The 18950-nt window shown below is 71.7% G+C and carries 14 protein-coding genes; 8 read left to right on the top strand and 6 right to left on the bottom strand.

The window, feature by feature from the left end:
• Together LWF15_RS02125 and LWF15_RS02120 are read left to right on the top strand one after the other, a co-directional pair.
• Complete coding sequence (locus LWF15_RS02125) at positions 1–402, top strand: hypothetical protein (protein ID WP_232808604.1); 402 nt, start codon at positions 1–3, stop codon at positions 400–402.
• Positions 403–414: 12 nt separating this feature from the next.
• Positions 415–795 carry a hypothetical protein gene (locus tag LWF15_RS02120; protein ID WP_232808603.1) on the top strand — a complete coding sequence of 127 codons (381 nt, stop codon included), beginning with the start codon at positions 415–417 and terminating at the stop codon, positions 793–795.
• Positions 796–825: 30 nt separating this feature from the next.
• Here LWF15_RS02120 and LWF15_RS02115 read toward each other — a convergent pair whose 3' ends face one another.
• Positions 826–1518 (bottom strand): LURP-one-related/scramblase family protein, encoded by a 693-nt coding sequence (locus LWF15_RS02115; RefSeq protein ID WP_232808602.1) that lies wholly within the window; start codon positions 1516–1518, stop codon positions 826–828.
• Between the two features lie 406 nt (positions 1519–1924).
• Here LWF15_RS02115 and LWF15_RS02110 point away from each other — a divergent pair, with 406 nt between their 5' ends.
• Together LWF15_RS02110 and clpB are read left to right on the top strand one after the other, a co-directional pair.
• A complete protein-coding gene (locus tag LWF15_RS02110) occupies positions 1925–2638 on the top strand; it encodes an LmeA family phospholipid-binding protein (protein ID WP_232808601.1) in 714 nt (237 codons plus the stop codon).
• Between the two features lie 165 nt (positions 2639–2803).
• On the top strand, positions 2804–5485 hold the full coding sequence (clpB, locus tag LWF15_RS02105; RefSeq protein ID WP_232808600.1) for an ATP-dependent chaperone ClpB: 2682 nt from the start codon (positions 2804–2806) through the stop codon (positions 5483–5485).
• 256 nt (positions 5486–5741) lie between these two features.
• Here the strand turns inward: clpB and LWF15_RS02100 are convergent, their stop codons facing one another.
• Both LWF15_RS02100 and LWF15_RS02095 read right to left on the bottom strand, forming a co-directional pair.
• Entirely contained in the window at positions 5742–7739 is a 1998-nt protein-coding gene (locus LWF15_RS02100; RefSeq protein WP_232808599.1) for a S8 family serine peptidase, read from the bottom strand.
• A 248-nt stretch (positions 7740–7987) separates the two neighbouring features.
• Positions 7988–8572, bottom strand: a complete 585-nt coding sequence (locus LWF15_RS02095) for a CGNR zinc finger domain-containing protein (RefSeq protein WP_232808598.1) — start codon at positions 8570–8572, stop codon at positions 7988–7990.
• A gap of 57 nt (positions 8573–8629) precedes the next feature.
• On the opposite strand from LWF15_RS02095, the gene LWF15_RS02090 reads away from it, so the two are divergent.
• Together LWF15_RS02090 and LWF15_RS02085 are read left to right on the top strand one after the other, a co-directional pair.
• Complete coding sequence (locus tag LWF15_RS02090; protein ID WP_232808597.1) at positions 8630–11623, top strand: hypothetical protein; 2994 nt, start codon at positions 8630–8632, stop codon at positions 11621–11623.
• The gene (locus LWF15_RS02085; protein ID WP_232808596.1) at positions 11620–13164 is read left to right on the top strand and encodes an ATP-binding cassette domain-containing protein; all 1545 of its coding nucleotides are present in this window, start codon (positions 11620–11622) and stop codon (positions 13162–13164) included. The genes LWF15_RS02090 and LWF15_RS02085 overlap by 4 nt, the downstream gene beginning before the upstream one ends.
• 7 nt (positions 13165–13171) lie before the next feature.
• On the opposite strand, the gene LWF15_RS02080 is transcribed toward LWF15_RS02085, so the two are convergent.
• Positions 13172–13954, bottom strand: a complete 783-nt coding sequence (locus tag LWF15_RS02080) for an exodeoxyribonuclease III (RefSeq protein WP_232808595.1) — start codon at positions 13952–13954, stop codon at positions 13172–13174.
• Between the two features lie 238 nt (positions 13955–14192).
• On the opposite strand from LWF15_RS02080, the gene LWF15_RS02075 reads away from it, so the two are divergent.
• Together LWF15_RS02075 and pyrE are read left to right on the top strand one after the other, a co-directional pair.
• Positions 14193–16838, top strand: a complete 2646-nt coding sequence (locus LWF15_RS02075) for a putative bifunctional diguanylate cyclase/phosphodiesterase (RefSeq protein ID WP_232808594.1) — start codon at positions 14193–14195, stop codon at positions 16836–16838.
• Positions 16796–17371: an orotate phosphoribosyltransferase gene (gene pyrE / locus LWF15_RS02070; protein ID WP_232808593.1), complete on the top strand. Its 576-nt coding sequence runs from the start codon at positions 16796–16798 to the stop codon at positions 17369–17371. Before LWF15_RS02075 ends, pyrE begins: the two co-directional genes overlap by 43 nt.
• Before the next feature lie 91 nt (positions 17372–17462).
• Here the strand turns inward: pyrE and LWF15_RS02065 are convergent, their stop codons facing one another.
• Positions 17463–18092, bottom strand: coding sequence for a DedA family protein (locus LWF15_RS02065; RefSeq protein ID WP_232808592.1), 630 nt, complete (start codon positions 18090–18092; stop codon positions 17463–17465).
• 38 nt (positions 18093–18130) lie between these two features.
• Positions 18131–18898 carry a DedA family protein gene (locus tag LWF15_RS02060; RefSeq protein WP_232808591.1) on the bottom strand — a complete coding sequence of 256 codons (768 nt, stop codon included), beginning with the start codon at positions 18896–18898 and terminating at the stop codon, positions 18131–18133.
• Positions 18899–18950 lie beyond the last annotated feature (52 nt).

The raw sequence follows: 18950 nt of genomic DNA, 5'->3' as shown, positions 1-18950 counted from the left end.
ATGAGCAGAGCAATGGGTTCGGTGCTACGCACCTGGGTGATCGCCGGCATTCTCTACCTGGTGGTGAGTGGGGTGTTCTACGCGCTGACCGCCCGCGACGCCCGGCCCGACTGGGTGGCCACCCTGTCCGCCCTGGTCACGTACGCGGTGGTGGTGGGCGCGCCGGCACTGCTGTTCCGGCGCTCGCGCGGTGGAACCTCGCTGGGCAGCTACCTTCTCGCGGTCGTGCCGGTTCCGCTGGTGCTGCTGGCCCTGTCGATCTGGCTCTGGGCCGACCGCGACGTGACCACCGGCACGATCACCGGCCGAGTACTGCAGTGGCTTGCCGTTCTGGTCTGCGTGGCGGCTGCGGTCTGGTTCCTGCCCGCCCGGCGCCGCCCGGCTCCTCAGCCCTACCAGTAGAAAGGTTTTCGGATGAACGCCTACGGTGCACCGTCGGTGCGGCCCGAGATGCCGCGCCCGTTGAAGGCCGCCCGCATCCTGCTGGTGATCGGCGGGGTGATCAGCGTGGTCTCCGCGATCGCGGTGATCGCCGTGCTCGGGGCCGACGCCGAGGTGCTCGGCCAGGTCACCTGGTCGGTCTGGCCCGGTGTCGCCGCGCTGGTCCTGGCCCGCGGCCTGCCCCGGGGCGGTCGCAAGCACTACTTGTGGACGCTCGTGGTCGGCGGGGTCTGGATCTTCATGGGTCTGGGGAACGCCGGGCAGGGTGACCCGCGCGGGTTCACCTCGATCATCATCCCGATCGTGATCCTGGTCCTGGTGACCCGCCCGGCCTCGCGCGACTACCTGCGCTGAGGCCGGGGCGGGCCCTGGGGGAGCGTCGGATCAGCGCGACTGCAGCGCGTCCAGCGCCACCGCCATCGCCGCAGCCAGCCGGCCGTCCAGACGGGCGCCCGGCACGTCGACCTCGTAGCGGTCGCGCAGGGCGCGCTTGCGCTGCGAGGAGAGCAGGATCGTGCCGTCCGGGTCGGTGAAGTCGAAGTGGAACACGAACGGCGAGGGCAGGTCGTTCAGGAACGGCACGAACTCCCAGACCCGCCGGGCGATCGCCACGTTCTTGTTCCGCTCCTGCCCGAACAGCTCGACCGGGCTGTTGGCGAAGCCCATGTGCCAGGTGCTGCGCAGCAGCGACTTGCCGAAGTCCTTGCGGAACCAGCCGATCGGCTGGCCGGCCGCGTCCAGCACGTCGTAGGTGGCGCCCAGGTCCATCCGCTGCCGGGCCTTGAAGCTGAACACCGGCTGGGTGCGCTGCTCGTCGGTGTAGAAGGTGACCTCCTCCTTGAAGGCCAGGCGCTTCTGCTGGGCGAAGGCGAGCAGGCCACCGGTGCTGCCGTCGGGCAGCAGCTCGCGGATCTCGTACCGGTTGACCATCATCGTGATCTTCTGGTTGACCGCGAAGCGCTCGACCGTCCTCAGGTCGCCTGCCATCAGGTCCCCGCTCTCCGTTGCTGGTGTCCGATTGGTGGCGGTCATTGTTGCGTAGTCACGAGGATCCCGCTCGGGCACGAATCCGCTCACACTCCGTCATTCTGTTCTGCGATCGCGTCGATATGACCCCATTACACCTTGACGTCGGAATATGCATTCTGAGAGTTTTGACCTGCGAGATTCTCCGGGTCGAGCACGATCCGTGAGAATCCGCCCCCAACGTTCAGTCGTCCGTCAGGCCACTCTGCGTGAGTCACCGCTCCGCATGAGTCCCACGACTGCGGGGCCTGGGTGGCGCGACACCGTGCGCGCCGCCCAGGCTCCGCCCCCAATCCGCACTTTCGGCGCATTCCCGCCGTCAAGTGGCCGTTGCACCCCGATCGCGATCTCATACCGACCAGTGGCCCCGACTGTCACTTGCCGGTCCGGGTATGTCACGGTTACCCGGCGGTGCGCCGGAGGCGTCCGTCCTGGTGCCCTTGCGAAAGGTTTGGTCGTGATCATCCGTCGGCTCGTCGGGGTCGTCCTCGTGCTGCTGGTGCTGCTCGTCATCGTCGACCGGGTGACCTGGTGGGCCGCGAAACGCGTGGTCGCCGACCGGGTGCAGAGCACGGCGGGCCTGGCCGAGCGGCCCGAGGTCGAGGTGCACGGCTTCCCGTTGCTCACCCAGGCCATCGGCGGCAAGTACAAGCAGGTCAACGCCAAGGTCGACGACCTCACGGTGCAGGACGGGCTGACCGTCGACGAGCTCGACGTGGAGATGCGGGGCATCTCGGCCAGCTTCGGCGACCTGCTCAGCCACCGCCTGAGCGACGTGCCGGTCGACTCGGCCGTGGCCGAGGCCACCGTCGGCTTCGCCTCGATCGACCAGGTGGTGGCCGAGCGGCTGCCCGACGACAGCCTGGACGTGGAGTTCACCCAGGGTCAGGCCGGCGCCCTGGCAATCACCGGCACCTTCGAGAACGCACTGGCCAGCACCCAGATCACCGGGGCGGCGACGGTCCGGATCGAGGACGGCGCGCTGCTGCTGGAGCTCACCCAGGACTCGCTCACCGACGTGCCGGCCGAGCTGCGCCCCCAGGTCGAGCAGCTGCTGAGCGGCTCCTACCACCTGCCCGAGCTCCCCTTCGGCTTCACCGCGCGGGACGTCAAGGTGGGCGAGGACGGGGTCACCGTGCGGGCCACCACCAGCGAGGTCAAGCTCAGCTGATCAGGTTCGCCTCCGGGCCGCCGATTCCCCAGGGGATCGGCGGCCCTCTGCGTTTGGTCCCTCCGCCGGTGCGTATACCCTGGGTTGAGCGGAACAGACTCAACTCTGTCGGCGTTGTCCACAGCGGCATCCGATCCCGGCCGAAGCGGAGGGAAACCGAAAACCATGGATCTGAAGCTCACCACCCGCAGCCAGGAGGCAATGGCCTCCGCCGTCCGGCGGGCCGCCACCGACGGTGCGCCGCAGGTCGAGCCCGCACACCTGCTGGGCGCCCTGCTGGAGCAGCCCGACGGGGTGGCCCCGGCGCTGTTGCAGGCGGTCGGCGCCGACCCGCAGGCCCTGCGCCGCGCCAACGCCACCGCGCTCGAGGCTCTGCCCCGGGCCAGCGGTTCCTCGGTCAGCACGCCCAGCCTGGGCCGGGCCACCTACCAGGCGATGTCGGCGGCCGGTGACGTGGCCCGGGAGCTGGGCGACGAGTACGTCTCCACCGAGCACCTGCTGATCGGCCTGGCCTCCACCGACACGGTGCTGAAGAGCTCCGGCCTCACCTCCGAGAAGCTGGTGAAGGCGCTGCCCAAGGTGCGCGGCAACGCCAAGGTCACCAGCCCCGACCCCGAGGGCACCTACAAGTCGCTGGAGAAGTACGGCGTCGACCTGACCGCCGCCGCCCGCGACGGCCGGCTCGACCCGGTGATCGGCCGCGACGCCGAGATCCGCCGCGTGGTCCAGGTCCTGAGCCGGCGCACCAAGAACAACCCGGTGCTGATCGGTGAGCCCGGCGTGGGCAAGACCGCCGTGGTCGAGGGCCTGGCCCAGCGCATCGTGGCCGGTGACGTGCCCGAGAGCCTGCGCGGCAAGCGGCTGATCAGCCTCGACCTGGCCGCGATGGTGGCCGGGGCGAAGTACCGCGGGGAGTTCGAGGAGCGGCTGAAGGCCGTGCTGGAGGAGATCAAGTCCTCCGAGGGCGAGGTCGTCACCTTCATCGACGAGCTGCACACCGTGGTCGGCGCGGGCGGCAGCAGCGACGGCTCGATGGACGCGGGCAACATGCTCAAGCCCATGCTCGCCCGGGGTGAGCTGCGCCTGGTCGGTGCCACCACGCTCGACGAGTACCGCGAGAACATCGAGAAGGACGCGGCTCTGGAGCGGCGCTTCCAGCAGGTCTACGTGGGCGAGCCCAGCGTGGAGGACACGGTTGGCATCCTGCGCGGCCTGAAGGAGCGCTACGAGGCGCACCACAAGGTGGCGATCACCGACGCCGCCCTGGTCGCCGCGGCCACCCTCTCGCACCGCTACATCCCCGGCCGGCAGCTGCCCGACAAGGCGATCGACCTGATCGACGAGGCGGCCAGCCGGCTGCGCATGGAGATCGACTCCTCCCCGGAGGAGATCGACGCCCTGCGCCGCCAGGTCGACCGGCTCAAGATGGAAGAGATGGCCCTGGCCAGCGAGGACGACCCGGCCAGCCGGGCCCGGCTGGAGAAGCTGCGGGCCGACCTGGCCGACCGTTCCGAGCAGCTGGCCGCGCTCACCGCCCGCTGGGAGCAGGAGAAGGCCGGCCTGAACCGGGTCGGCGACCTGATGAAGCGGGTCGACGAACTGCGCAGCCAGGCCGAGAAGCTGCAGCGCGAGGGCGATCTGGGGGCGGCCTCGCGGCTGCTCTACGGCGAGATCCCGACCATCGAGAAGGAGATCGCCGAGGCCCAGGCGGCCGAGCAGGTGATCGACGACAACCCGGCGCAGCAGGCACCGATGGTCAAGGACGAGGTCGGCCCGGACGACATCGCCGACGTGGTGGCGGCCTGGACGGGGATCCCGGCCGGGCGGCTGCTGGAGGGTGAGAGCGCCAAGCTGCTGCGGATGGAGGAGGTCATCGGCGGCCGGCTGATCGGCCAGAAGAACGCGGTCCGAGCGGTTTCCGACGCGGTGCGCCGGGCCCGGGCCGGGATCAGCGACCCCGACCGCCCGACCGGCTCGTTCCTCTTCCTCGGCCCCACCGGCGTGGGCAAGACCGAGCTGGCCAAGGCCCTGGCCGACTTCCTGTTCGACGACGAGCGGGCGATGGTCCGCATCGACATGAGCGAGTACGCCGAGAAGCACAGCGAGGCGCGGCTGATCGGGGCCCCTCCCGGCTACGTCGGTTACGAGTCCGGCGGCCAGCTCACCGAGGCGGTGCGCCGGCGGCCGTACAGCGTGGTGCTGTTCGACGAGGTCGAGAAGGCCCACCCGGACGTGTTCGACGTGCTGCTGCAGGTTCTCGACGACGGCCGGCTCACCGACGGCCAGGGGCGCACGGTCGACTTCCGCTCGACCATCCTGGTGATGACCTCGAACCTGGGCTCGCAGTTCCTGGTCGACCCGACGCTGTCCGACGAGGCCAAGAAGGATGCGGTGCTCACCTCGGTGCGCACGGCGTTCAAGCCCGAGTTCCTGAACCGGCTCGACGACGTGGTGGTCTTCGACCCGCTGGGGATGGAGGAGCTCTCGAGCATCGTCGAGCTGCAGATCGGCCTGCTGGCCCGGCGGCTGGCCGACCGGCGGCTGGACCTGCAGGTCACCGCGGCCGCCCGGGACTGGCTGGCGCTGACCGGCTACGACCCGGCCTACGGGGCCCGGCCGCTGCGCCGGCTGGTGCAGCGCGAGATCGGCGACAAGCTGGCCAAGGCCCTGCTGGCGGGCGAGATCCACGACGGCGACGGGGTGCTGGTCGACGCCGCGACGGCGGCCGACGGCCTGATGGTGCGGCGGCTCGAGCCCGGCGAGAGTGTCGATTCGGTAGCCGGCTCGAGCACTTTCGAGGGCCCGGACGGTGGTCTGATCGAGCTGGAGTCCGGCCCGACGATCTGAGGCCAGAGACCAATGGGGGACGTCCGCACTCGAGTTGGGTGCGGACGTTTCCTGGTCTCAACCGGCCAAGAACCAAAGGGGGACGTCCCGCTCGACCCGAGCATCGACGTCCCCTGATCTGCGGGGCGGTTCCAAAAACCAAGGGGACGTCCCACTCGACTTCAGCGAGGACGTCCCCTGATCGAAGCCACCCCGAACCCGACGGGGGACGTCGCGCTCGACTCGAGCGCGGACGTCCCCCGTTCGGGTTCGAGGGCTACTTGGCGGTCCAGACCACCTTGCTGTCGCTCTTGCGCACCAGCTGGAGCTTGCCGCTGTCGAGCAGACGCAGCCGGTCGGCAGCCTTGCCCACGGTCTTGGACTGCCAGACCGTCTTGCCGCTGGAGTTGACCAGGGTGAGGTTGCTGTTGCGCAGGTAGAGCCAGTCGGCGTCTTTCACACCGGTGCTCCAGACGATGCCCTTGCCCTTCTCGGTCACCGTGAGGTTGCCGTTGGCCCGCAGGGCGAGGCTGTACTTGCCGTTCTTGGACACCAGGGTGCGCCCGCCGCGGTAGAGGCCGAGCCCCTTGTCCAGCGTGGACTTGCCCTTGGCGTTCTGCTGCGGGGCCGACTTCTGGGCCTTGTTGCTGGTCCAGAGGGTGCTGCCGCCGGAGTTGTTGACGATCGCGGCGAAGCCCCGGTTGTCGACCTCGAGCCGGGCCGCGCCACCGCCGGTGCCCGACGACCAGACCCGCTGACCGTAGGCGTCGTACGAGACCAGGTTGCCGGTGCTGGTCATCTTGGTCCACGCCGCGGCCTTGCCCGAGCGCCAGAGCACCCGGTTGCCGGGTTTGGTCAGCCGCAGATCCTTCGTGGTCTGGGTGAGTGTGTAGAGCCCGTTGGGGCTGGTGATCTTGCTGCCGACCGGCAGCGAGGCACCGGAGGCGACCTGCGACTTGGCCGTGGTGGCGGAGGGCGCCTTGACCTTCTGCGGGGCGAAGAGCATGTTGCGCGACCACTTGGTGCTGACCTTGCTGACCGCGTTCTTGCTGGTGGCCTGCACGATCGCGGCCTGCACCTGCTTGGGCGAGGCCTTGGGGTTGTTCTGCAGGTACAGCGCGACCGCCCCGGTGACGTGCGGGGTGGCCATCGAGGTGCCCGACTGGGTGAGGCTGGCCGTGTCGCTGTCGATGCCGGCCGACTTGATGCCCAGGCCCGGGGCGTAGAGGTCGACGCAGGCGCCGTAGTTGGAGAAGCCGGTGCGGCGGTCGCTGCGGTTGGTGGCCCCGACCACCAGCGCCGCCTTCACGTCGCTGGGCGAGACCGAGCAGGCGGGGATGCCGACGCCGGCGGCGTTGCCGTTGCCCGCCGCGATCACCACGGTGACCCCGTCGGCGATGACCCGCTCGACGGCCGCCTCGACCACCGGGTCGGCCCCGCCCTCGTTGGTCAGGCTGAGGTTGGCCACCGCCGGCGTGCCGCTCTGGTGGTGGGAGACGATCCAGTCGAGGCCCTCGGCGACGATCGAGCTGGTGCTGCCGCCGTCGCAGTCGAGCACCCGGACCGGCACCAGGGTGGCCTCCTTGGCCACGCCGTAGACCGAGCCGCCGATGGTGCCGGCCACGTGCGTGCCGTGACCCTCGCAGTCCTCGGTGCTCTTGTCGTTGTCGAGGGTGGACCGGCCGGCCACCACCCGGCTGCTCACCTTGGCCCCGGAGAGGCTGGTGGTGAAGTCGCGGTGGGTGCTGCGGATGCCGGTGTCGACCACGTAGGCGGTGACGCCCTTGCCGGTGTTCGTGTAGAAGTACGAGCCGCTCAGCTTGCTGCTGCGCTGGTCGATCCGGTCCAGCCCCCACTGCGCGTCTTTCTGCGTGTCGGTGGCCCGGTAGCGCTGGTTGACCGCGACGTACTCGACCGCCGGGTCTTCCCGGATCTCGGCCAGCTCGCCCTCGGTGAGCTCGGCGGCGTAGCCGCGCAGCTCGTCGAACTGCGACTGCACGGTGGCGCCGGCCTCCTCGCCGCGCTCGACCGCCTCGGCCACGAAGGCCGGCGCCGGGTCGCCGGCGCCGTCGACCCCGGCGGCCCGCAGACCGGCCTGGTCTTTCAGCATGACCAGGTACTCACCCTCGATCGCGCCGGCGTTGCCGGCACCGACCAGCGGCGCGGTGTATTCGGTGCCACCCCCCAGGGCGGCGGGCAGGGCCGAGGCCATCGGGGTCAGCGTGACCGCGGTGGCGGTCGCGGCGGTGACCCCGAGAGCGATCCCTATGGTCACGGTCCGACGACGGTTGAGCTTGCCTCGAAGGGGGAAGGCCCGCCGTGGGGCGCGAGGATCCGTCACGCCCCGTACCTTACGGGGACTCACCGACAGGATGCGTCCCCGAGAGGGCCGGGCCGGAGGCCGAATTCCGCGGAAAGTAACTGCCTTCACCTGTTTCGGTGAGGGTCGGGGTAGTCCTTCCGGCCCCCCTAGTTCTGGCTTGACCGAAATTTAAATTCAGGACGCTCGACGGCCCGCGCGTGTCATCGTCCGCTACTGCGGTATCGCCTGGCTTTGGCCCGATTTCCGCACACCGCCATGGAACACCAGCGCCGACGCCCGCGGGGATCGGTGAACAACCAGCCGCACCCTTCGCCCGGGCAGGCGCCGACGGTGCCGTACCCCGGTCCGGTGAGGAAGTCGGCGGCGCTGGCGGCGACCGCCCGGAGGGCACCTTCGAGGCCGGAGGTGTCCCGTTCCCAGCGGGCCGAGCGCTCGCCGTCGGCCGGGGGTACGAGACGGGCGTGCGTCTGGGCCAGGGCGGCCTCGCGGGACACCGTCAACCAGTCGTCGGGGGTGCCGCGGCCGAGAAGGACGGGGTAGAGCGCCTCCCGGAAGACGAGAGCCCGGGCCAGGACCGCCTCGGCCGGCGCCGTGTCGGGCCGAGCGCCGGACGGCTGCCCGCTCAGGCCGGCCTGCCGGGTCCAGACCGCGAGAACCCCGGCATCTACCAGGTACTCGCGCTGCTTCGGGGCGTTCCAGCCCGCGCGCGTGTTGCAGAAGTCGAGCGCGGGATGGCCGGCGACGGCCTCGGGCAGGGTCACCCCGTCGATCTCGTACGACGACATCGCCCTCTGCCCTCCGAGCCTGTACCTGTGTAACCGGTAATGCTAACTTTACCGGTTATGAGCCCAGTGACCGGGTCGCTGCTGGCCGGACGGCTACGGGCCGCCCGGGCGCGTTCGGCGGCGGTCGTGCTCGGGCTCGCGGTGGCCGTCCTGATCCCGGTCCTGATCGCCGTCGCCACCCGGATCACGGCGGACGAGACGCTGGGGCGGGCCCTGGCGGAGCTGCCGGCCGGGCAGCGCAGCGCGATCGTCTCGTTCAACGGCATCCTCGACCGGAGCGAGCTCGACGCGATGGACGCGGTGGCCCGCGATCAGCTGCCGGCGCTCACCCACGGGCCGATCCGCAGGCAACTGATCTACCGGGCCCTGGCCGACGGAACCGGCACCGACTTCGCGCTGGCGGCCACCGACGACCTGCCGGCCGCGGTCCGGCTGGTCGAGGGCCGGCTGCCGCGCGGTTGTGCTCCCCAGCACTGCGAGGTGGTGGCCGTCCTGGCCACCTCGGGCGCGCGGCCCGAGGTCGCCGACCTGGGCCTGAAGATCGTCGGCACGGTCGAACGGTCCGACCCGCTGCTGCTGTCGGGCACCTTCGAGGTCGGTGACGAGACCACGATGCTGCTGGCCGACGGTGTGCCCGAGGCCGGCGCCCTGTCCTCCTTCGAGGTCATCGGCCGGACCCAGGGATGGGTGGGAGAACTCGACCGGGGAGTGATCTCCAGCCAGGGGGCCGAGGGCTGGAGCAGGACGGCCGACGCGGTGGCCGACGCCGTGGTCCGACATCGTCCGGGCACTGCCCTCACCATCCCGCGGAACGAGGTGCGGGGAGAACTGGGCCGGGCGTCCGCCTCCGCGCAGCGCTTCGGTCTCCTGGCCGGTGGCTGTGGTCTTCTCCTGTTGGGAGCCGCGGTGATCGGCGGAGCGGCACTGCGGCCCGACGTGCTGCGCTTCGCCGAGGCCCTGCGCCGCCGTGGTCTGGGCCCGGTCCGGATCCGCTTGGTGCTGATGGCCGAAGCGCTGATCCTGGTTCTCGCGGCGGCCGGACTGGGGCTTGCTCTCGGGGCCGGCGCGGCCATGGCCCTGCTCGACCGGGCCGGGCTGCCGGTGACGGCCGGCACGCTGGATGCGTTGGGAGCGGCCGCGCCGGGTGTGGCGGTGCTGCTGGGTCTCGGATTCGTCCTTCTCTCAATGGTTCTGCGGCCGGTGAAAGACCCGGGCGAGTCCTGGCGGGCAGTGGGCTGGGCCGCCCTGGCGGGCCTGACTGCGCTGGTGCTGATCATCTCGCGGGGGTCGGCCGAGGTGGCGTCCCGGCGGGGAGATCCGCTGCTGGTCGCCCTGCCGGTGCTGCTCCTGCTCACTGCGGCGCTGCTGGCCGCCCGCACCTGGCCGTGGGTGCTGCACGCGGGCGGGCGGGCACTGCCCCGGCGAGCGGTCGCCACCCGGCTGGCCCTGGCCGGACTGGCCGGCCGTCCCCTGATCGCCGCCTCCTGTCTGGCTCTCCTGGTCGCCGCGATCGGTGCTACCGGGTTCGCGGCCTCCTACCGTTCGACGCTCGATCGAGGGGCGCTCGACCAGGCCGCCTTCTCGGTGCCTACCGATGCCCGGATCCGGCCGGGAGTGGGACTACGCCCGGTGTTGTCGGTCGCCGCTCAGCACGACTACGCGGCAACGGCTCCCGGAGCCACCGCGACGGCCGTCGTGCGTCAGGCCGGATCGTTGCGGGTCGGGCTGGACCAGTCCGAGCCGGTGCAGCTGATAGGTCTGGATCCGGCCGCTCTGAGCCGGATCCGGCGTTGGCCCACCGTGGTGGGCGACATCTCCCCGGGGCAGGTGGCGAAGGCCATCGCCGCCCCGAGAACTGCTGCTGGTCAAGCTCTTCCGGCCGGGCAAGGGCTGCGCATCGAAGTCCGTGACTGGCCGGTTCTGGTCGCTACCGCCTGGGTACGGGCCGACGACGGGCGAGAAGTGAGCGTTCCTCTTTCTGAGCGGGCGGGCGTGCTGCAGGGAGCGCTGCCGCCGGGGCGGGGATGGTCGCTGGCTTCGCTGTCGCTGAGCCAGACCGAACGAGAGAGCACCAGCCGCCAGCACCGGCTGGGCGAGAGTGACACCACCGCCGAGATTCCTTTTGGAGAGGTCGATCTGGGACCGGTGTCGGTCGACGGTTCGCCGGTTGCAAACCCCTGGCAGGGCTGGGAGGGTGACGGTCTGAAAGTCGGATCCAGTGGCGAGGAGGCGACTTTCGCCTACGAACTGGCGCAGAGCACCGTCTCGATCTGGTCGACCCCGCCGCCGGCCGGGGCTCCGGGAGCCACCGCCCCGATCAAGGTGGCGGCCGATCCGCTCACCGCGGCCCAGTCGTCCTCGCTCACCCTCATCGTCTCCGGCCAGCCGGTGACCGCTCAGGTGGTGGCCGTCCTGCCCCGGATGCCGACGGTGTCGGGCCGGTTCGTGCTGGCCGACTCGGGCGCGTTGAGTCCGGTCTTCTCCCGGCTCGCCCCCGGAGGTGGGCAGCCCGGCGAGATCTGGCTCTCCCTGGACGGATCCGCCGATTCGCCGGCAACCGCACTACAGAGTGGCCAATTTGCCGGCCTTGACGTGCAGTGGGCCTCCGACGTGGCACGTGACCTACGCACCGATCCGGTGGCCGAGGGGGCGCAGCGGGTGCTGTTCCTGGCCGCGCTGGCCACTCTGCTGGTGGCCCTGGCCGCGGTGGTGTTGCTGGTGATCAGCGAGCGGGCCGAAGATGCGGACCGGTTCCGGGCCTGGGAGGCGAGCGGGGTGCGGCCCGGGGTGCTCCGGCGCGCCCTGTGGGGGCGGGCGGTCCTGATCCTCGGGGTCTCGGCCCCGGCCGGGGTGGCCGCCGGGCTGGGCCTGACCGCGCTCACCGCCCGCCTGGTCCAGCTGACCGCCGGAGCCGCGGTGCCGGAGCCGCCACTGGTTCCGGTGATCGGTGCCGGTCTCGCCGTTCCTCTGGTCCTGGGCGCTTTCGCGGTCGCCCTGGCCGGGTCCGGGGTCGTGGCCCTCACCTCTTTCCGGGAGGCGCAGCCTCGATGAGGGCCGTCGACATCCGGGACGCCTTCTGCCTGCATCCGCTGCCCGGCGGGGGAGCGGTGGCTGCCCTGCGAGGGCTGGGGCTGAGTGTGCCGGCGGGTGAACTGCTCGTGGTCCATGGGCCGAACGGATCCGGAAAGACCACGCTGATGGGGGTTCTGGCCGGTGATCGGGCGCTGGCGGCCGGGCAGGCCCAGGTGGCCGGGCTCGATCTGGCCGCCGCCGGGGCCCGGGACCTGGCCCGCTGGCGCTCGCGGCAGCTGGGGCAGGTGGACCAGGACGCCCGACGGCTGCTGCGCACCGAGTTCGACGTGCTCGACAACATCGCCCTCCAACTGCGCATCGCCGGTACGGCCCGGTCGAAGGCCCGGGCCGCGGGCCTGGCCGCGCTCGGTGAGCTGGGCCTCGCCGACCTGGCCGGACGCCGGATCGAGACGCTCTCCGGTGGGCAGCGCCAGCGGGTGGCCGTCTGCGCCGCGGTGGCCCACCGACCTCAGCTGGTGCTGGCCGACGAGCCCACCGGCGAACTCGACGTCCGCTCCGCCGAAGGGGTGTACGAGTTGCTCGCCGATGCGGTCCGGGCGGTGGGCGCCACTCTGGTGCTGGTGACCCACGACCGCCGGGCCGGGCAGATCGCCGACCGGGTGGTCCGCATCCGGGACGGCCGGATCAGCGAGACCTGGGATCCCCGGGGCCCGGCCCGGCCCGGTCCCGGCCGGGAACTGCTGGTGATGGACGACCGGGGCTGGATCCGGTTGCCCCAGCCGGTGCGCGAGCAGGTGATGGGCGGTGCCCTGTGGTCGGCCGAGGTCAGCGAGGGCGCGGTCCGGCTGAGCCGGGACGGTGCCCCCGTCGTCCCGGTGCCGCCGGTCCGGGACCAGCCGGCCCGGCGCGAGACCGAGGCCGGGATCCTGGTCGAGTTCGAGGACGTGAGTTTCGGGTACGAGGGCGGGCCACCGGTCCTGGGGCCCGGACTACGGCTGAGCGTGCGGTCCGGAGAAGTGGCCGTGGTGGCCGGGCGCTCCGGTACCGGCAAGAGCACCCTGCTGCGGGTGGCGCTGGGGTTGCAGCGGCCCGACGCCGGCACGGTGAAGCTGGCCGGGCAGAACCTGGCCGGGCTGGACCGGGACGGTCTGGCCCGGCTGCGATCCGGGCTCAGCGCGGTGGTGCTGCAGCAGGTCGACCTCTCCTCGGCCCTCGACTGCGTCGACGAGATCGACCTGGCCCGGGCCGCCCGGGGTCTGCCCGCCGACCCGGCCCTGGCCCTGAGCCTGCTCGGCCGGCTGGGGTTGGCCGGCCTCGCCCGCCGCCGGGTGGAGGCGCTCTCCGGCGGAGAACGTCAGCGGCTGGCCCTGGCTCGGGCCCTGGCCCTCGACCCCCGGCTGCTGGTGCTGGACGAACCCACCTCGCAGCTCGACGAGGCCTCGGCGCAGCTGGTCGCCGAGGTCCTGCGGGAGCGGGCCGCCGAAGGCACCGCCGTGCTGGTGGCCAGCCACGACCCGGTCCTGACCGGGCCGGCCGACCAGCTGCTCACCCCGCGGTGACCAGCCCTCAGTTCAGCTCGACGATCACCGGGGCGTGGTCGGAGGCGCCCTTGCCCTTGCGCTCCTCGCGGTCGATCGCCGCCGTCTTCACCCGGGCGGAGAGCGCCGGGGAGGCCAGGACGAAGTCGATCCGCATGCCCTGCCGCTTGGGGAAGCGCAGCTGGGTGTAGTCCCAGTAGGTGTAGGCGCCCTCGGTGTGCGGGCGCACCACGTCGGCGAAACCCGCGTCGACCACCCCGTTGAAGGCGTCGCGTTCCGGCTGGGACACGTGGGTGCTGCCTTCGAAGGCCGCCATGTCCCACACGTCCTCGTCCCGCGGGGCCACGTTCCAGTCGCCGACCAGGGCCACCTGGGCCTGCGGGTCGGCGGCCAGCCAGTCCTGCCCGGCCGCGCGCAGCGCCTCGAGCCACTGCAGCTTGTACTGCAGGTGCGGATCCTCCAGGGTGCGGCCGTTCGGCACGTACAGGCTCCAGACCCGCACCCCGCCGCAGACCGCGCCGATCGCCCGGGCCTCCGCGACCGCCGGGTCGCCCCAGGTGGGCATGCCCGGGAAGCCGTGCTGGACGTCGTCGATGCCGACCCGTGAGATCAGGGCCACGCCGTTCCACTGCGAGTGGCCGAGGTGGGCCACCTGGTAGCCGATCTCCTCGAACCGCGCAGTGGGGAACTGCTCGTCCTTGCACTTGGTCTCCTGCACGGCCAGCACGTCGACGTCGCTGCGCTCCAGCCAGGCCACCGCCCGGTCGACCCGGGCCCGCATCGAGTTCACGTTCCAAGTAGCGATCCGCACGCCGCGAGCGTACCTGCGTCACCCGGACGGCGGGCGCCCGAGCGGGTCCAGGCCTCACCGCCCGTACTTTCCGGACCTCGCTTTTCCCGGCAAGTCCGGTCGAAGCCGGATTGCTCCAGGTGGGGCAGGGGTGACGCCGTCCGGGTGCTAGTGGTGACCACAGCGTGACGATCCACTACCCGTTGCGGTGAACTGACGGCTTCGACGTCAACTGGATGGAGCGATGGGACATCTCTGGGTGACCACGAAGAGTCCCGCCGCCACCCAGTGGGCCGCGGCCGGCTCCGCGCTGGGCGTGCTCGCTCTCGGCCTGCTGGCGGTGCTGCTCGGCCGGCCCGGCGAACTGGCCCACGTGAGCGCGCTGCCGTGGTGGGTCTTCACCGTCGGTTTCGCCCTGGCCGAGGCCGGTGGGCTGAACCTGAGCCTGCGGGGACGGCGGTACCCGATCTCGCTCGTCGGCCTGCCGCTGGCGGCCGGGCTCTACCTGACCGACCCGCTGTCCCTGCTGGTCGGCCGGCTCACCGGCGGTCTGCTGGTCTCGGCCGGGCACCGCCGGCAGACCCCGGCCTCGCTGCTGGCCGGCGCGTTCTCGATGATCGCGGGCACCGCACTGGCCGAGCTGCTGTTCCGGGTGCTGGTGCTGCAGTACGAGGTGCTCAGCTATCCCGGCCGGGTGCTGACGCTGGCCGTGGCCGGGCTCGCCGTGCTGGTCGAGGTCGGGCTGAAGGTGCTGGTGCACCGGGTCGGAGCCGGGCACCGGCGCGAGGCGGGCGGCCTGCTGGCGCGCGCCCTGGTGATCGGCGTGCTCGGCGCGGCCGTCGGGCTGATCCCCGCCATGTGGCTGGTGCACGACGAGCCGCTGGTGACCGGCGCGGTGCTGGGGCCCGGTCTGGTGCTGGGCTACTGGGCCTTCGCCTCGCTCTCCGAGCGGCACGACCGCCTGTGCCGCCTGTACCGGCTCTCCGACGACCTGGCCCACGCCCCCGACCCGGCCCGGGCGATCCCGCTGGTGCTGGAGCAGTCCGCCGACCTGCTGCGGGCCCGCTACGCCGAGCTCATGCTCACCGATGCTCTGCCGGCCCAACGCAGCACCAGTGGCCGCCGGCTGTGGGTGCTGCGCGACGGCCGGATCACCGGGCCCCGCACCCCTGCGCCCGACCTGCTCTTCCCGCTGGCCGGCGCAGCGCTGGTGCGGGGGAGCGACCCGGACGAGGCCAGCTTCCTGCGCGGCCGGGGCATCGACCAGGCCGTGCGGGTGCCGCTGCGGATCGACGAGCAGGTGATCGGCCACCTCGTGGTGGGTGACCGCCGGGGCGGCGAACGCGGGTTCGCCCCGGCCGACCCGGACCTCCTGCAGACCGTGGCCGACCGCACCGCCGTCGCCCTGGGCAACGGCCACCTGCTCGAGCGCCTGCAGTTCGAGGCCCGGCACGACGAGCTGACCGGCCTGCCCAACCGCCTGGACTTCCGCGCCCAGCTCGACGAGTGCGTCGACGACCTGATTTCCGGCGGCCGCCAGTGCGCGGTCATGCTGCTCGACTTCAACGGGTTCAAGGCGATCAACGACACTCTCGGCCACCACGCCGGCGACCAGCTGCTGAGTGCCCTGGCCGGGCGCTTCGGCAAGGTCGCGGGCAAGGGCGTGACCATCGCCCGGCTCGGCGGCGACGAGTTCGCCGTGCTGGCTCCGGGGATGGGCGACGGCGCCGCCCGGGCCCTGGCCCGGCGGCTGATGTCGGCGTTCGACGAGCCGGTCCGCCTCGATGCCAACGAGCTGCGGATCGGGGGTTCGCTGGGCGTGGCGGTGGGGCCGGAGCAGGGCACCACCGGGGCCGAGCTGCTGCGCCGGGCCGATGTGGCGATGTACGTGGCCAAGTCCGGCGGCGGCGGGTACCGGATGTTCACCCGCTCGATGGACCTGCCCGCCGAGCAGGTGCACACCCTGGCCACGGCGCTGGCCGAGGCCCTGAAGGAGGGCCGGATCGGGATCGCCGTGCAGCCGGTGGTCGACCTGGTCAGCGGTCAGGTGCACGCCCTCGAGGCGCTGGCCCGCTGGAACCACCCGGAGCTGGGCGAGGTGCCGCCGGAGGACTTCTTCGCCGCGGCCGAGCGCAGCGGGCTGGTGGTCGAACTGTCCCGCTGCGTGCTGGACCAGGCGCTGGCCGGGGCCCGGCAGTGGCTGGACGCCGGCCAGCGGGTGCGGGTGGCGATCAACCTGGCGCCCGGCTGGCTGGCCGACCCGAGCCTGCCCGAGCAGATCACCACCGCCCTGGCCGTCCACGACCTGCCGCCCGAGCTGCTGGTCCTGGAGGTCAACGAGGCCGACGTGATCGACGAGCCGGACACCGCCCACGGTGTGCTGGCCGCGCTGACCCGGCTGCGGGAGATCGGGGTGCGGCTGTCGGTGGACGACTTCGGCACCGGCTACTCCTCGCTGACCTTCCTCAACCGCCTGCCGGTCGACCAGATCAAGATCCACCAGTCGTTCGTGCAGGAGCTGCGCTCGGCCGGCCGGGACCGCGCGGTGGTGCAGTCGATCATCGACCTGGGCCGCAACCTGGGCCTGGAGGTGGTGGCCGAGGGGGTGGCCGACGCGCTCACCCGGATCGAGCTGAAGCGGATGGGCTGCCGGTTCGGCCAGGGCTACTACTTCACCGCGCCGATGGCCGTGGGCGAGCTGGCCTGGCAGGCGAGCGGCCGGCTGCAGGGCTTCGGGCCGTGGACCACCCGATTGCTGCCGAACGGTTTCCCGCCGGTCCCGGCCCAGCCCACCGACACCGGTGACCGGCTCCGGAGCCCGCTGGACGCCCCGCTGGACACGCGCCTGGATACCCTGGCCGAATGCAGCACACCGACGACAGCCCGGCCGCCCTCGGCCCCGTGAGGGACGAACTGCGCGAGCTGATCAAGAAGCTCGCCGTGGTCCACGGCAAGGTCACCCTGTCCAGCGGCAAGGAGGCCGACTACTACGTCGACCTGCGCCGGATCACCCTCGACGGGCAGGCCGCGCCGCTGGTCGGGCGGATCATGCTCGACCTGGTGAAGGACTGGCGGTTCGAGGCCGCCGGGGGTCTGACCCTGGGCGCCGACCCGGTGGCCACGTCGATGCTGCACGCCAGTGCGGCCGCGGGCCGCCGGCTGGACGCGTTCGTGGTGCGTAAGCAGGGCAAGGCGCACGGGCTGCAGCGCCGGATCGAGGGCGCCGAGGTCGCGGGCCGGCCGGTGCTCGCGGTGGAGGACACCTCGACCACCGGTGGCTCGGTGCTCACCGCCGTCGAGGCGCTGCGTGAGGCCGGGGCCGACGTGGTCGGGGTAGCGGTGATCGTCGACCGGGGTACCGGCGCCCGCGAGAAGGTCGAGGCGGCCGGGCTGCCCTACCGCTACGCCTACGACCTTACGGATCTCGGGCTTTCCTGACCGACACAGCAATCGGTGCCCACAAACGTCCTTGATTTGAGGACGTTCGTGGGCACCTTTGTTTTGCTTACGGACGTCGGTGGGCGCCCACTTAGGGGGCGGTCACTTCCTGGGCGGCCTGGCGCCGACTGCGGCGCCGGTCGACCACCAGGGTCACGATCGTCGCCGTGATCGCGATACCGGCGATGATGTACGCCGCCCACTTCACCCAGGGGACGTTGTAGGCCACGTAGCCCAGCAGGATCATCCCCGCGCCCCAGATCAGCGCGCCCAGCACATTGGCCAGCAGGAACTTGGGGTAGGGCATCCGGGCGATGCCGGCGATGATCGGGGTGAACGTGCGTACCCAGGGGATGAACCGGGCGATGATCACCGCCAGCGATCCCCAGCGTTCGTAGAAGGCCTCGGCCCGGTGCACCCGGTCGGCGTTCTTACCGGCCTTGCGTAACAACCACGGCCGGCCCAGGCGCCGTCCCGTCCAGTAGCCCACCGCGTCCCCGGCGATGGCGGCGACCGCGGTGCCCCCGGCCAGCAGCCACAGGTTCAGGTCGCTGCCCGGCTCGGCGGCCAGCAGACCGGCGGCGAACAGCACACTGTCGCCCGGCAGGAAGAACCCGACCAGCAGGCCCGACTCGACGAAGACGAGGGTGAAGATCACCAGGTAGACCGTCACCGTGGTCATCGAGGAGACGTCGGAGAGGCTGGCCCACCAGTGCGACATGGTCGTCCGTCCTGTTCCGGTCCGGGTTCAGTGCCGGCTCAGCGCCGGCCGGGACCCTGGGCGCCTTCCGGCTCCTCGTGCCCGGGCTGCTCAGCCCCGTGCGGGTGCGTCAGAGGTTCCTCACCGGCGTCGTGCGCAGCGGCCGCGGTGGCCTCCGGATCGGCGTTCCTGGCCTTGCGCCGGTGCCGCAGGGCCTCGAAGGCCATCGGAATCACGGTGAGCGCGACCAGGAGAAGCAAACCAGCCTCGAGGTGGTCGCGGAACAGCGGGATGCCCCCGAGCAGGCGGCCGAGCAGGGTCAGGCCCGCGGCCCAGAGCACCGCACCGATGAAGCTGTAGGTCAGGTAGCGGCGGCGGTCCATCTTGCCGACCCCGGCGGTCACTGTGATGAAGGTGCGGACCAGTGGCACGAACCGGGCCAGGACGATCGCGACCGGGCCGTAGTGGTCGAAGAAGGCCATGGTCTTGTCCACGTACTCGCGCCGGAACAGCTTCGAGTCTTCCTTCTTGAAGATGGCCGGCCCGGCGGCCCGGCCGATCTCGTACCCCACCACGTTCCCGGCGAAGGCGGCCAGGGTGAGCACCAGGCAGGCCAGCCAGATCGGGAAGTCGATGTCGCCCCGGCCGATGAACAGGCCGATGCTGAACAGCAGGGAGTCGCCGGGCAGGAAGAAGCCCAGCAGCAGGCCGCACTCGGCGAAGATGATGAGCGCACTTCCCCACAGCGCCACGTCACCGAGATTGGTGAGCAGGGTGTCGGGGGACAGGAACTCCGGCCCGAAGGCCATCGGAACGCTCGTCAGCACGGCGCCCACCCTACGGTGTCGGTGTGAACGGACTCGTGGGGTTTCCCCGGGG

It is taken from the genome of Kineosporia rhizophila, from assembly GCF_021277265.1.
Taxonomy (GTDB): Bacteria; Actinomycetota; Actinomycetes; order Actinomycetales; family Kineosporiaceae; genus Kineosporia; species Kineosporia rhizophila.
The sequence above is the reverse complement of the archived record's forward strand: the minus strand, read 5'-3'. Positions and strand labels throughout refer to the sequence as shown.